General features: G+C 42.4%; 8 protein-coding genes. 1 reads left to right on the forward strand and 7 read right to left on the reverse strand.

Annotation, left to right across the window (positions count from 1 at the left end; genetic code table 11):
• Nucleotides 1-5: 5 nt before the first annotated feature.
• The 7 genes from BUA60_RS18135 to BUA60_RS18165 are packed head-to-tail and all read right to left on the reverse strand — an operon-like array spanning nucleotide 6 to nucleotide 13941.
• Nucleotides 6-1982: a glycoside hydrolase family 97 protein gene (locus tag BUA60_RS18135; RefSeq protein ID WP_084532675.1), complete on the reverse strand. Its 1977-nt coding sequence runs from the start codon at nucleotides 1980-1982 to the stop codon at nucleotides 6-8.
• A 14-nt stretch (nucleotides 1983-1996) separates the two neighbouring features.
• A complete protein-coding gene (locus tag BUA60_RS18140; protein WP_072864207.1) occupies nucleotides 1997-4285 on the reverse strand; it encodes an FAD-dependent oxidoreductase in 2289 nt (762 codons plus the stop codon).
• A 41-nt stretch (nucleotides 4286-4326) separates the two neighbouring features.
• Nucleotides 4327-6000, reverse strand: coding sequence for a sodium:solute symporter family protein (locus tag BUA60_RS18145; RefSeq protein WP_072864208.1), 1674 nt, complete (start codon nucleotides 5998-6000; stop codon nucleotides 4327-4329).
• Between the two features lie 31 nt (nucleotides 6001-6031).
• The gene (locus tag BUA60_RS18150; protein WP_072864210.1) at nucleotides 6032-7150 is read right to left on the reverse strand and encodes a hypothetical protein; all 1119 of its coding nucleotides are present in this window, start codon (nucleotides 7148-7150) and stop codon (nucleotides 6032-6034) included.
• A complete protein-coding gene (locus BUA60_RS18155) occupies nucleotides 7147-9033 on the reverse strand; it encodes an FAD-dependent oxidoreductase (RefSeq protein ID WP_245802580.1) in 1887 nt (628 codons plus the stop codon). The genes BUA60_RS18150 and BUA60_RS18155 overlap by 4 nt, the downstream gene beginning before the upstream one ends.
• 29 nt (nucleotides 9034-9062) lie before the next feature.
• On the reverse strand, nucleotides 9063-10874 hold the full coding sequence (locus BUA60_RS18160; RefSeq protein WP_072864415.1) for a RagB/SusD family nutrient uptake outer membrane protein: 1812 nt from the start codon (nucleotides 10872-10874) through the stop codon (nucleotides 9063-9065).
• Nucleotides 10875-10893: 19 nt separating this feature from the next.
• Entirely contained in the window at nucleotides 10894-13941 is a 3048-nt protein-coding gene (locus BUA60_RS18165) for a SusC/RagA family TonB-linked outer membrane protein (RefSeq protein WP_072864212.1), read from the reverse strand.
• 298 nt (nucleotides 13942-14239) lie between these two features.
• Here BUA60_RS18165 and BUA60_RS18170 point away from each other — a divergent pair, with 298 nt between their 5' ends.
• Nucleotides 14240-15268, forward strand: coding sequence for a LacI family DNA-binding transcriptional regulator (locus BUA60_RS18170; protein ID WP_084532677.1), 1029 nt, complete (start codon nucleotides 14240-14242; stop codon nucleotides 15266-15268).
• The last annotated feature ends 56 nt before the right edge of the window (nucleotides 15269-15324 follow it).

Here is a 15324-nt window from a genome sequence, read left to right on the forward strand (position 1 = left end):
TGATTTCATTTTACTTCAACCTTGCTTCTAATAAAACGTATAGCCGCACCACCATTAGCAGCCAGTTGAATGGTTACCTTGCCTTCTACTGAAACCATCTCCGTTAATTTCTTAAAGGGAATCGCTGTATTCCATTGGCGTAGGTTGGCTTCCTTGTTCAAGCCTTCCAGATTAATAGGCTGGGCTTCAATATCGTCCGCCAGTATTTCTGCACTATATTCCCCATCTTTTAGAAAATTCAAGTCTATGGTCATTTCTTTAGAACTGCCACTGCTTAAAATACCCAAATACCAATCATCGTCCTTTTTTCTAGCAATGGCAGCCAGTTCGCCTATTTTACTCTGGGGCAACACATACGTTTCATCCCAAACTGTAGGCACAGATTTTATAAAGTTCAATGCAGGGGCTATAGCTTCATTGTTCAATAAAAATTGGGTGTTTTCGGCAATACAATTAAACGGGGAATAAAAGGCAATCAGGGTACCCAATTGATGCGCCCATGAGGTTTCGCCAGGTTCTGTAAATCCTAGAGGGGTATAATCCCCATGGCCTGTAACATATCTTGTAAAGGGAAGTGCTGCATTGTGCGAGGCGGTCAAAGGGCCTTCCTGCATATGATTTACTTCCAAACCTCTTATTCCTTCCCTTGTTACTTCATTTGGGTAAGTACGATACTCTCCTGAACTCTGTTGACAGCCGTGAAAATTGACCATAAGCTTGCGTTCCGCAGCTTTTCTGAGCAGGGCTTCATCGAAGTCGATGATGTACTTGTCCTGTCCGTTCATAAAATCGACCTTTACCCCAACGGCCCCAGCTTGCTTTACGCTATCCAAAAAATGGCCCATAATGGTATAATCGTTTTCTGGAAAATTGATCTCTTTGGAATGTTTCCAAACGAAGATGCCCACTCCCTTATCCTGGGCATAGGAACAGAGCTCGGCAATTTTTTTCCACTTATCCTCCCAGGCTTCCCAACCGTCATCTACCATATTGTATTCAAAGTCAAGTGCAAGGGCGTCATCCACCATATCCTGCTCTTCCCTAAAATCCACATATTTCCCCGACCACCAATGCCAAACCGACTTCCCTGGTTTTATCCAGCTGGTATCTGCAAATAATTCCGAATTGGGAGCGGGGTTTAAGGACGCTACCATAGTATTGTTCGCCAGGGCGTTTAAATCATCTGCAAGAAGAATACAACGCCATGGTGTGGTTATAGTACCATCCACTACAAAACCCTGATCGCCTTCCGTGAAATTAGCCTTGAAGCTGTTATTTCCGATGGCTTTCAACCGCATACCGCTATAATTATAAAGTGCCGCTTCCGCCAGCAGTGCATAACCTCCCATAGGAAGTTCACAAGTAAGCGTAAGTCCTTGAACGGGACCCATCTTGGACACCGTGGGCATTTCTGAAATATCGGCCGAAAGCCATTCTCCCGCATGCGATTTCAACTTCCAATCACTGTCGCGTTCAAAATACCATACTCTAGTTGATTCGGGCAACTTAAATGTAGTCGCTTCACCCAATACTGTTCTACTACCGCTGCCGGGTACCTTATAACGGTATGCCACCCCATCGTTGGACAATTGAAATTCCAATTTCCATTTAAACCCATCTGCTTCCGTAATCTCATAGCTATGAATGTTCCCTTTATAATCGGCCATTTTTTTTATGCCGTTAAGTGCATATTTCAATGTTACTTTGTCTTGGTTCAAAAAACTTATTTTAGAATTACTCCCAAGGTTTTTACCATCTATAGTGACACCCAATAAGGAGGTATCCAATACCATTTGCCCTTCCTTTTTAACCGTATAGGCCAACTGTTTGTTTTTCAATTGAAAAAGGCTTGTTCCCGTTTGCCCATAGACCATTTCTATATGATCTGTTTTGCTGGAACAATTCACTAAAAACAATGCACTGCATAGAGTCAAGTAAAATCTCATATTTACAATTAATCGAAGGTTATTTGGTATTTTCATTTATATCACTTTATTTAATAAACCGAAATTTTAAACAAGGATACTGGTATGTTTTCCTCCTTCTTGGCAAACTCAAAAGTCAGTGAATCCGTTCTTGTTACTTTTTCCAATTCAATGGTATTTATAGCCTGATAATTTCCTGTAACTTCCTTAAGAATATTACCTGATCCGTCTTTTATCCTATAATCGGCTACCACAAAAGGTATGACCTCTTCCGGGTGGCCCATAAGGGTAGTTTCCAAAGCATGATCAAAATCGCAATCGAAAAATAGCTTTATGGTCTTTAGATCTACTGGGGTTTCCCATTTTAGTTTTACTTCTGGGGTTTCGTCGTCCATTGCTGCCACCCATGCATTGGTTTTTCCATGGGATTCGGGCCTAAGCTGACCATTCAACAGATTGTCCGCCCCAAAAGCCGCAATAGGTCTATCCAGTGTCAATGCCAAATTCTTCCCAGCAGGTCTTCTCTCCGGGGTCCAGAATTCGAAACTATCAACGGCTATTTCGGCTGGCGGATCTTGTCTACCATAATTTGATACTGCCTTATTCACTTTATTTTGTACCGTCATTAGGCCCGTAACACGCTCGTCCGAAAGCCTTACTTTCACCTTTTCGTTCTTCATGATACAACAGTAGGCGTAGTGTTCGGTTTTTTGTGCCTTTGTGGTCTGGAAGACAAGCTTTTGTTTTCCTTTTTTTAATTGAAATATTTGACTATCAATAATATGATCAGGAGTAAAATGGGTGCAGGCTATACTGCTCTTCAATTGTACTTCCACGCTTGTTCCCTCTTCCGCCTCCACCTCAAATTCAAAACTATAATACTCATCGGCTTTTAAAGGCAACAGTTGTGCTGTTCCAAACGTAAGGGTCTGCCAATCATTGCCAGGATTAAACCCCTTAAATTGAAAAGTGGAACTTGTACCAACAACTGCTTGTTGCACCAGATCTTCATTGTCCGGTATCTCCAATCGGGGTATGCTCTGACCATCCCTATTCAAGGCCAGTTGAAGTTCCTTTATCTTCTCTTTTGTTGATAAGTCGCGTGGCAAACAATTTTGTTCAAGACAAATAGATGCCGCCTTGCCCACGGCCTGCGCACCATGTGCGCAGGTCAACATCACTCTTGAAGACCCGAAAGCCACGTGACTGGCACTTATAATTCTGCCTGCAAGAAAAAGGTTGTCCAGATCTTTTGAATAATAACAGCGATAAGGAATGGAATATACCCCCTTACCATGCCATTGTGTACACGAATTATGCTTGCTATATATACCATCTGCCGGATGCAGATCCATTGCCCAGCCTCCAAAGGCCACAGCATCATAATGATCCCTTTGTTCTACAATATCTTTTTGGGCCAACATATAATCGCCTTCAAAGCGCCTGCTCTCCCGCTTACCGGGAATGGTACCTACCCATTCCAAGGTAAGATTCGCCGCCTCGGGATATTTACCACTATTCTTTACATAATCCCAAATACCATATACCACTTTCCATAATTCAAATTTTATATCCTCGGATTGATGTATGGTATCGAGGCGACCTCCGTGTTCTACCCACCATAATTTACATCCATGGTCTCCCAATTGATAATTTTTTATTCTAGGTAGTTCCTCGGCATTTTTTATGGCAAACGATGGGGCGGTATACGACACTGGCCTGCCTAAATCCTTAGTATAAAAATAAAGGGAGTGACCCAGTAAATTCCCGTAGTCCTCTAGATTCGGAGCAAACCCTTCATCAAATTCCTCTTTGCTTTCTGCGCCCATACGAAAAGAGGCACCAGACATAAAGGCTACGATTCCATCTCCGGAGGCATCGCAAAACAAGGGAGCGGTAGCTGTGTAGGTGGTGGAATTCTGACTGCAAAAGCCGGTAACGCTTTTTATTTTTTTATCATCGCCTTTTTCCACTTCATAGACAGCGGTGTTCAACAATAGGGTAATATTCTTTTCCTCATAAACCTTTTCGAGCAAGACGGTATCAAAAATTAAAGGGTTTCCCTCTTTATTTCGCTTCAAATTTTCCAATAAAATCTCATTGATCAACCCACCTTCCCGACTCCAGCGGTTATTGTTGCCCATATGGGAAGTAGCCCCCAAACTCCAGAGTCGCACCTCCGATGAAGCATTTCCTCCAAGAACCGGACGATCCTGTATCAGCACTACTTTGAGCCCTGCACGAGCTGCCGTAATAGCTGCACAAACACCGGACAGGCCGCCACCCACGACCACGAGGTTACTATTTAAAACAACTAGTTTTGTTGCTCTTTTATCAGAACTGTAATTTTCTAATATCATATTGTATAACTGTATTTTTCTGCATACTGGGTATTACCCATTTATGTTATGTCTTTTGTTATTTTTATACTCTTTGAATTCCTATAAATTATGAAGCTCCCCAGTAATACCACCAAGACCCCCATGCCAGCCACAAGTGCGGTACCGGTTTTTCCGATATAGGACAGAATCAATAACAAAATCCCTGTGGAGGCCACACCGATACCGATGACCTTTGCGCCCCGTTTATTGCCTTCTCCCGTTTCCTCATTTGGTTCCGAGGCCTTTTTCGCAACTAATACTTGGTAATCCATGTATTGTGAAATCCCAGTTTTCTTAGTCCTGGCGTAGAGCTCGAACAAAAATAGCATCACAACAGGTACCCCTACCCCAAGCCACATTTCTTGGGCCCTGTCCAAGGAAAAATCAAAAAGACCAGGGGACACAAATTTGAAGAACGAATTGATTAACAGTGAAACTATCGTAATGGCCAATACACTTTTTCCGGTCTGATACTTGGAGAACAAGGCCCACATAGGGGGCAAAAACATAGCTCCACCGGTAATGGCGGCCACGCTCATTACCACCTCAACGATCCCACCCATATAAGGAACCAATAGGGCAACGATAATAGTAATAACACCCAGTGCTATAGTAGACCAACGCCCAACCTTGACCAAATGATCCCCTGAGGTGTTTGGACGAAAATGTTTGTAGACATCATTGGCCAGTACCCCTGCCGATATATTTAGGGTAGTATTCACCGAACTGGAAGTGGCAAATACCATTCCTCCCAACATGAGTCCCAACATCCCCACGGGCAATACTTCCTTACACATAAGTAAATAAGCCCCTTCATCTGCCAGACCATCCAATTCCGGATTTAGCACCCTATAAATCATGGGTGGTAACATCCAGACCAAAGGACTTATCAAATATAACGCACCAAAGAGCCACCCCACTTTTTTTGCATCCTTGGGTGTGGCCACACTGGTATAGCGTTGCACATACGCCCAATTGCCTGCAATAAAAAAGAGATTGTAGAGTCCGAAAGCAATCATAAACCCCCAGGAATACTCTTCATTAACAAGGGCAAAGAAGTTTTCAGGAGCTTGGGAAACAAAATTGTCCATTCCCCCAATCTTGTCCAAGGAAAGGGGAACCACGATCAATACGGCAGCTGTGAGGACTACAAATTGCAGCACATCAGTTACAATTACGGCCCACAACCCCCCAACGGCCGTGTAAATTAGAATCAGTACCCCCAGGACAATTACACTGGTCCCAATAGGGATACCTGTAGATACCTCCACAATTTTAGCCACAGGGTACAAGAAGGCTCCGGTGGTAAACAATGAAATAAGAAGAAACAAATAAGTATATATTTTTTGTGTACTATACCCCAAGCGATCGGTTATGAATTCGGCAGCAGTGAGGGCTTTTGTTTTCTGCCATTTAGGGGCTATAAAAAATCCAATGATAAGACCTGCAACACACATGGTAGATTGTATGGTAATCGCGACCCAACCGCTACTATAGGCGATGGAACCCCAGACCACAAAGGTGCCCGCAGAGAAAAAACTCATAAATAAGGACAAACCGCTCATCCACCAAGGCAAGGCACCTCCAGCGGCAAAAAACGATTTCATATTCTTGCCCGATTTGGAAAAGCTTAAACCGCAAATAAACACCAGCAACGTAAAAACAATAATTACCCCAATATCTATCTTGCTCATTTGTTTAAATTTATACGTCGCAAATGCGAACTCATTGTTTATAATCTTCTAAAAATTGCAACACCAAATAGGCACATATTTCATTGCCCTTATTGGCAAAGACCTTAAGGTTCTCCAGGATTTCAGGTTCGTTATTCCGTTCTGCCAAAAAATCCAAAAATAAACGCAATTGATTTTTGGTCATACTTCCCAATTTATTGGAAACTTCTACAATACTGGATTCTGGAGCTTCCTCCAAATGCTCCAGCAAGAGGGATCTACTGTTGATATCAATATTAGAAAAAGCATCCCAAAAGGGAATCTGATTGGCCCGGATATTCCAAAATTCCTCTGGCAAGTTTTTAATGATATAGCTCCGAACGAGTGGAATACTGGATTTAAATATGGTAGCTATCCTTTCAAGATGATCTATGTACTCCTCCTTAGCCAGTTTTTCCAAGGCGAACATTTGATAATCCGGGTCTTCGTTATGAAGCATCCTTAATATCAACTCCTTATCTAAAAGTCCCAGTGTATGTTCCTTGAGTTTCCCTGCTATTTCTCCGTGAACCAGATGCCATGCCACATAACAAGAGTAAAGAGCCCCGGAAACAACGCTCTCCTTCACTTCGGCAATAGTTGCCCCTGACAGCGCATCAACATCCCCGTGATCAGAAGGGCTGGGCTTCTTTACCAGTTCTTCAATCTTTCTTTGCCTAAAGATCGATTTATCATCCAAAAGCAACAGATGCAATTTTAAATAATCTGCCTGTACAAATTCATCATGATCATGTTTTGTAAGTGGTTGTTGTGGATATCGGTCAAAACCGGCATAATCCCCCAACAAGGTCCAATACAACCTTATGTGCATTAGTTTGCATTCCCCATCCGCACAGACAGGAGTTTCAATTTCGGAGGTATACAATACGGGGTGCTGTTCCCGGTCTACCAGCAGAGCTATATTCTGCTGTCCAATAGAATCTACTTCTATAAACATTCCTGTTTCCCGGGTACCCAATTGGAGGCCTTTTTCCCAACCCATAGTAAAGAATTCGGGAGGCCTATTCATAATACCCTCCTGCACCCCATTTAAGGTAGGAACGGGCAATGGGAACTGAGCATGCCCCATACAAACAACCAACATGAAAAGGAATGCCTTTACAAGCTTCATTTTTTGGATTCTGGAATTTTTCTATATTTCTGCTCTTCGATCAGTTCCAAATACTCTGGTAGATACCCTTTATAAATATCCCTAGGATTTACATCATATTTTTTGCAGAGTGATGCGGCAAAACCAACAGCGGCCCCCATTTGCCCCGTGGTCCGCATTACCCTTGGTCCTCCCAAACCAATATGGGAACAACTAAAATTACGTCCTGCCATAAACAGATTATTTATGTTCTTGGAATATAGGCTTCTATAAGGAATATAATACTGTATACCCCTGTAAAACAAAGCTTCTGAAATAAAATCCGGATTCTTCTCATCTTCCAAGATGGTTTGATAATGCACATCTATGGCCCTTTTTTCAACCACTACGGCATCGGGAAATTTAATTTCGTTAACCGCATCCTTAAAGGTAAAGATGTGGTCACCTACTAGCCTTCTCGACTCCCTCTTACCTACCAAATACGAAACCCATTCCAATTTTCGATTTGCATTTTCCGGCTCTTTTTTGGCATTGCTGAAGGATCCGTATATGGCTCTTAACATATGGTCCCTAATCTCTTCGGCATCCTCTATTTGGCTTAGGTCGTTTCTACTAAATTCCCATTGCCACTCCCCTTTTACTTTGGAATAGTCTTTTGCTACTGGCATAGCCCAAGGCACCCCTGGAAATTCCTGTGGCGACTCCATTTCTTTGGAACCCCAAAGAACGGACGATCCCATTACGGCATTGTCCGGCACTTTTGGACTCCACAACTCCCCATGTTCCTCCCAAGTCTCACCATAGGTATCGGCACTCTCGCGACCATAAGAAAATTCCGCTCCGGACCAAAACCCTATCCAGCCATCCCCTGTAGAATCCACGAAATAGGGTGCGGTAAACCTCTTTCTTTCTCCCGTAGCCGTTTGACGGGCATCCACATATTTAATGGTATTGTTCTCCGCCTTCGCATCATAGGCCCTCCAGTTCAGAAACAAGTCGATATTATCATAACTCTTTACGTTATTATCCCTTTTTTCTTGATCTATTTCGGCATCAACATGGCCGTTGGGATAATGTTCCGTATCCAACATTTTTAATATCCTCTCAAAATTCCCATATATTCCCTCTGTATGTACTCTGATCTCACTACTGGCATTACCTCCCAATAAGGGACGATCATGTATAAGGGCAACCTTTAGCCCTTGCTCTGCTGCTGCTATGGAAGCGGCACAGCCTGCAAGACCACCACCAACGACAACCAAGTCATAAGTTTTGGTTTCTTCGGGCCCATTGGTTTCCGACTTAACCGTTTTTCTCCACTCCGCCAGTTTCTTGGGGGAAGCGGGAGGCTCCTCCTGGTTGGTCGAAAAATAAATAGCGTCACATCTGCCATTAAAACCAGTCAGGTCCATTAGTTCCAAGGGGACTTTTTTTGCTTTATCTATTTTGGCCAGGCCAACATATTCCCATCCCCAACCAGAACGCTGTCCCAAGGTTTTTTCCAATACTTCGCCGGCAACTTTTAACTTAAATCTGCCAGGGGCCTCCCAATCACCTGGCGCCCAATTCATGGTGCGCACCCAGGTATGGTATTCTCCTGCTTTATCAAAACTCACCTTGGTAGTGGCATTCTTTACCTTCTCTCCCATTCCATGAGCCATTAGGTATGGCGAGCCCATCTGTTCAACAAATTGTGGGTCCACCACCCACCCTCCAGGGTTTTCAAAGCTCTCGGCTTCAACCAATAGGTTTTGCGACTTGACGCTGGCAATGCAAAAAATTAAGCCAAGTGCCAATAATATTTTATGGGAATAGGTCATAACTTCATTTTTTAAAATCTTATCTCTTTGTTTCTTGATAATTATAGGGGACAGTATACTGCCCCCTATTTCTAAAACTAACAAAAACAAACTATCTAACTCAATATTATTTTTTAATATCCGGGATTTTGGGTTACTACTCCACCTGTGGCATCAACTTCGGCTTGGGGAATAGGCCACAAATAATGCTTCCCAGCATCAAATGTCCTTACTTCCACTTCCCTAAAATCCAGATTACCCAACTCTACCCTGGGCATGGTGGGTGCTCCTTCATAAGAAATAAAGCCATCTTCATCAATATCGGGCACAAACCCAAGTTCTCCTCCAATTTTACTAAATCCATTTGCCGGGCCACCTAAAAGTGTCGTATTCATCAGCTTATCGGCTATGCCCCATCTCCTGATATCGAATAATCTTAATCCTTCATCGGCAAGTTCCACTTTGCGCTCCCTTCTAACTATTTTCCTTAGCTCGACCTGGTCTGTGGTAGTTACCGCGGGATAGGAGAAACCACTATTGTTATAGGCTCTTTGTCTAACCTCATTGATTGCATCCAGCACAGTGGCATCAATGGTTCCTGCTTCAATTTTTGCTTCCGCATAATTCAATAACACTTCGGCATAGCGAATTAAATAAATGGTCTCCTCAGAGTTCAGAGGGCTTGGACCTCCCGAAAGAGCTCCAAGCAAGGTAGGGGCATCTGAGAATTTTTTCCAAAAATACCCGGTAAAGGATGTAAATCTATTGGCCCCACCGGCGACATATTCGGTACCGTCATAGGGATCTACAACTTTTCGGCCACCCGGATTGGCAGAGTTTACGTTAAAAACCCTCTCTATTTTTAGTCCATTCTCTACACGCCATGTAGCAATACTATCGCTATGCTGTTGTATAATATGGCCTGTCCAAACGTTATTGGGCAATGCTATTGAGGCAGCCAGTCTTGGATCTCTATTTTCAAAAGGATTGGCCGGATCATAATCGGGGTCTTCATCAATAGGTAGTCCGTTGATCGTTTCATAACTATCCACCGTTTGTTGCGCTGGCACTAATTGACACCAGCCACCAAACCTACTCCCTTGCCTTTGTGACAATCCATGGGTTTTCGTTCCTGTAGTGTATGACATATCCAAGAGTACTTCGGAAGAACCCACGCCCTCATCCGAAAACAAAGTTTCATAATTGGGGAACAAACTCGGTTTCTCATCCGATTGCATCACCTTCAAGGCAGCGCTTTCGGCCAAAGTAAATTGGTTATTGTACAGTGCAATTCGGGAAATCAAAGCATTTGCCGCATTGGCCGAAGCCCTTCCACGTGCATTCCCGGTTTGGGTCAAAGGCAAAATACTGGCTGCCTCTTCCAAATCCTGAATAATATTGGCAACAATATCTGCCTTAGGGGTTCTGGCGATTATTTCCAACTCCTCCAAGGAGGTAACCTCTGTCCTAAAAGGAACATCTCCGTAAAGCTCGGTTAAATAGCTATAAAAAATTGCTCTTAGAAAAAGTGCTTCTGCCTTAATCTCTTCAAAACGACTTGGTTCTGTTACTTCTTGGGCCCTGTTCATATTGGTCAAAAGGTTATTTGCCCTTTGGATACCGGTATAAAAATTGTCCCAAAATCGGTTGACAATGCCCTCTGTGGAGGTCAATCCACCTGTAGTGGCAGGTACCGTACCATCTACATTACCCCTGTTGAAGGCATAATCTGTAGTATGGTCCAACATTTGGGGAAACGGTACATTGCCAACATAGTTCAAACTTTCATATATTCCCGTTAGTGCCACTTCCAATTGTGCCTCCGTTCTAAAGAAGGTGGCGTCTGTAGGACTTCCAGGATCTTCCAGGTTCAAAACAGTATCTTCACAGGCTCCAAGGAAGAGGAAACCTATACTAAATGCGATTATATATTTTATATTTTTCATTTTATAATAAATTATAGAATTAGAAAGTAACATTTAGACCCATTGTAAATATTTTGGTAACTGGATAGAAAGCTCCAGTAGAAAATTGTGGGGTCAGGGGATCAATACCCTCTGGCATATTGTCCCAAGTGGCCAAATTCTGACCGGACAGATAGACTCTTGCATTGCTTATATTAAGACTATCGACCAGATTTCGTGGAAACTGGTAACCTATGGTTACATTCCTCAAACGTGTATAGGAAGCGTCGTGCATCCAAGTTTCGTTTACACGCCAATTGGGGTGTGAGCTGGATGGGTGCAACCTGGGGTAAGCAGCCGTGGTATTGGTCGGCGTCCAATAATCTGCCTGCCATTCTTGAATTTTCCCGGCATTGTAAAAGGCCCATCCTGCATCTCCCTCAAGTACCAGATCCCTTCCTCCCGAACCTAAAAAGGATACGGAAAGATCTATCCCTTTATATTCGGCAAAAAGTTCTAAGCCCCAATTTTTATTGGCGATATCACTTCCTATTATAGTACGGTCGTCATTGGTAAGTTGCCCATCCGGAACCCCGTCCGGACCAGAAACATCGGCATATTTAATATCACCAGCCTGTATGGCTCCAAATCCTGGCACCGGTAGTCCTGAATTCAAATTACCATTGGTATCAAAATCGCTTTCCTGATATAGCCCTTCAACCTTTAAACCATAAATGGCTCCAATTTCACTGCCAACACGATTAATAGTATTTCCCGGAGGCAACTGATCCAAACCTCCTAAACTCTTGATTTCATTGTCAAAATCAGAATAATTAAAGTTAAAACCATATCTAAAATTCTCCCCAATGTTATCATTCCATCCCAAAGAGAGGTCATAACCGGTATTCCATACCTCTCCGGCATTTTGCACCGGAGCCTCCAGACCTACAGATGTTGGGATGGTAACTCCTAACAATATATCTTTTGTCTTACGTACATAATATTCTCCGGTAAATGATAACTTGCTCCCGAAAAACTTGGTATCTACACCTATGTTTTGGGTCTCACCGGTCTCCCATCTCAATTGGGAATTGGCCAATACCAATTGTGCTCCACCAACCACAGGTACACCACCAATAGTGGCATTTGCATTTCCTAGGCCAAATAGCGAAGTATATGGAAAGTTGTTCCCCTCGGAAATAAATTGATTTCCCAATTGCCCCCAAGAGGCTCTAAACTTTAAGAAATTAAGTGTTTCGCTATTACTCAAAAATCCTTCTTCGGACACTACCCAGCCCAGCGAAAAGGATGGGAAGGTTGCTGATCTATACCCTTTGGCAAATCGGGATGAAGCATCTTTTCTTACGTTGGCTTCCAATAGATATTTATTTTTATAGGCATAGTTGAACCTCCCAAATAATGATTCCAGTCCATTTAATGTGGAGCTTCCTGAATTTAATTGGGTATCTGGCAGACCATTATCCAAGCCTCTGTATTCATCCAGTACAAACCCCCTTCTACTGGCCGACCAAACCTCGGACTTGAACTTTAGGAATTCATATCCTGCCAATATAGACAGACTGTGATCTCCAAAGTCCTTATTCCAATTGGCAACAGCATTAAAATTGTCCTGAAAGGAAGTAAATGTTTCCTTATATACTGAACTTTCAGAAGAACCTTCCCCTACCGTTACTTGTGGAGGAGCCCCGGATCCGTCATAATAGGTATATTTTGCCCTATAATCATCTCGATCAATATCCACATACTGAGGTGCATAAGTAGCAGAAATAGAGAAATTATTAAAAGGCTTATAGGTAGCTTTCACCAATGCCCTAACATAATTGTTCGTAGTTTGGTCCAAAGCGGTAGAATTGGCCAGGGCTACCGGATTACTTCCGTTAAAACCCGATCCATATGTACCATCGTCGTTTATAGCTATGAACAAAGGCTGTAAACGATATGTGGACCTGGTCAGGAGATTTAAACCGGCTGGCTGACTTTTCAATTCCCTTCTAAAGTTTAAGTCAAAGGCCAAATCTAATTTTTCACTTAATTTATAATCTATATTAAAACGGCCATTATATCGTTTAAAATTAAAGTTTGGAACGTTTCCGTCCTGATCCGTAAAAGAAATTGAAGTAGCTGCTTTTAGTTTTTCGGAGCCGCCACGTACGGACAGACTATGATACTGCTGAATCGCTGCAGAAGAAAACAGTAGATCTACCCAATCGGTATCTGGCAAAGCTTCGGTGCCCACGCCATTACCGTTTCTGTAAGCTTGGAGAGTTTCCTCAGGGAATGCCCCTGGTTCGGCAGAATTAAACGCTTCCATATATCCCAAAGCATCCAAAAATTTTAGGTTTTGGGCAATACTCTGAACACCAACATAGGTGTTGAAACTGGTAGACAATTTACCTTCCTTACCCCTCTTGGTCGTTATCAATATAACCCCGTTTGCCGCTCGGGAACCATAAATGGCCGACGCCGAGGCATCCTTCAAAACCGAAATCGATTCTATATCGCTAGGGTCAAGTCCATTGATATCATCCGGAATCCCATCGACCAAAATTAGCGGATTATTCTTTGCCCCGCTACCAAGGGTTCCGATCCCTCGTATACGTATGGCCGCACCGTCTTCACCGGGCTGACCACTGGATTGGGTGGCCGTAAGTCCGGGTACCAGACCCGCCAAGGCCTGTGAAGCTTGTGCTACTGGCTGTCTGGCAATTTCCTCTGCCTTTACTGTTTCTACAGAACCAGTAAGGTTTACCGCCTTTTGGGTACCGTACCCTACCACTACGACTTCATCCAGTTGGGAAGCATCTTCTTCCATCTGCAAATTAATAGTGGACTTACCTTCTACCGCAATAGTCTGGGATACCATGCCTATATAGGAAAACTGAAGGGAAGACCCCGCCTTTACACTAAGGGAATAATTTCCGTCAAAATCGGTTTGGGTTCCGTTGGTGGTCCCAACTTCCAAAACGTTTACACCTGGAAGGGGTACATTCTGCGAATCGGTCACTAATCCGCTTACCGCTTTCTCCTGAGCCCATAGCAGGCTGCTACAACTCAGAAAAACAATCATTAAAAGTTTGAGTCTTTTCATTGGTTATCAGTTAATTACTAAAATGTTAAATTAGAGTTAATTGACGCCAAAGTATTTCATCAGTGGTTTTTGAAACCGGATTCACTAAAAAAAATCATCGGAAACGTTTCCGAAAACGGTTTAAATTTTCGGAAGCGTTTCCGAAATTGGAATTTTTTTAAGTAATTTTGGGAAATCAAAAATATCTTTATCAAAAAATTACAAGTATTGCAACAGATATACCCCTTAATTATTGAATTGGGAATGTTCTCCCTGGCTTTCCAATGTAAATTTTTTAAAGATTTAACAACATTGAATAATGAAACACACCACGATTAAAGACGTCGCCAAGAGATTAAATGTTTCCATTTCCTCTGTTTCCAGGGCATTCAATGACAAGTACGACATCAAAAAAGAGACCAAGGAACTTATTCTAAAAACTGCAGAAGAAATGGGCTATCACCCCAATCCCATAGCCCAAAAACTCAGCCAAAAGAAAACCTTTAACATTGGTATTGTGGTGCCCGAATTTGTCAATGAATACTATTCGGAAATCATTATTGGAATACAGGAAGTTTTTATATCCCACGGTTACCAAGTTCTAATTATGCAATCCGATGAAAATGCGGATCAAGAACTTGCCAATGTCAAAACATTGATCAACAACATGGTCGATGGCTTAATCATAGCTCCAACTATGGAAAGCAACAATATGAATTTTTATTTAAAGCAATACCAAAAGGGATACCCCATAGTCTTCATGGGGCGTGTAGAGGAATCCCTACCAGCCTCAAAAGTACTGTTCGACAATAAAAAGTGGAGTTTCTTTGCTACCGAACACCTCATTCGTCAACAATACAAAAAAATATATCACCTTTCCGGGTATAAAAATTTAAGCGTTTCCAATGATCGAATCCAAGGATTTTTGAAGGCCATGGACAAACATAAAATTCCCAAGGAGAATTATAAGGTCATAGAAGGTGGATTGATGGCCAAGCATGGTATAGCCATTGTGGAAGATTTAATTTATAAAAATGACCTTCCTGACGCCTTTTTCTGTTTTAACGACCTTATGGCCTTCGGGGTAATTAAAAGACTTAAAAGTAATGGATTACGAGTGCCTGAAGATATAGCCGTAATGGGCTTTACAGAAACCCAAATGGCAGAATTAAATACTCCTCAATTAAGCAGCGTTAAACAGCCAACTTTTGAAATGGGAAAAAAGACAGCTGAACTTCTTTTGAAACTTATAGATAAAGGACCTGAACAGCCCGAAACGATTATCCTTAATGGTGAGCTAAATATCAGGGAGTCTACTTTAAACGAAAAGGTTACCGATAATACTTGACTAATTGTGATCTAAATAAAAAAAAAAAAAACAGTTCTAGCATTTGTCTAAGACCT

Origin of the sequence: Arenibacter palladensis (assembly GCF_900129275.1) — a bacterium.
Taxonomy (GTDB): Bacteria; Bacteroidota; Bacteroidia; order Flavobacteriales; family Flavobacteriaceae; genus Arenibacter; species Arenibacter palladensis.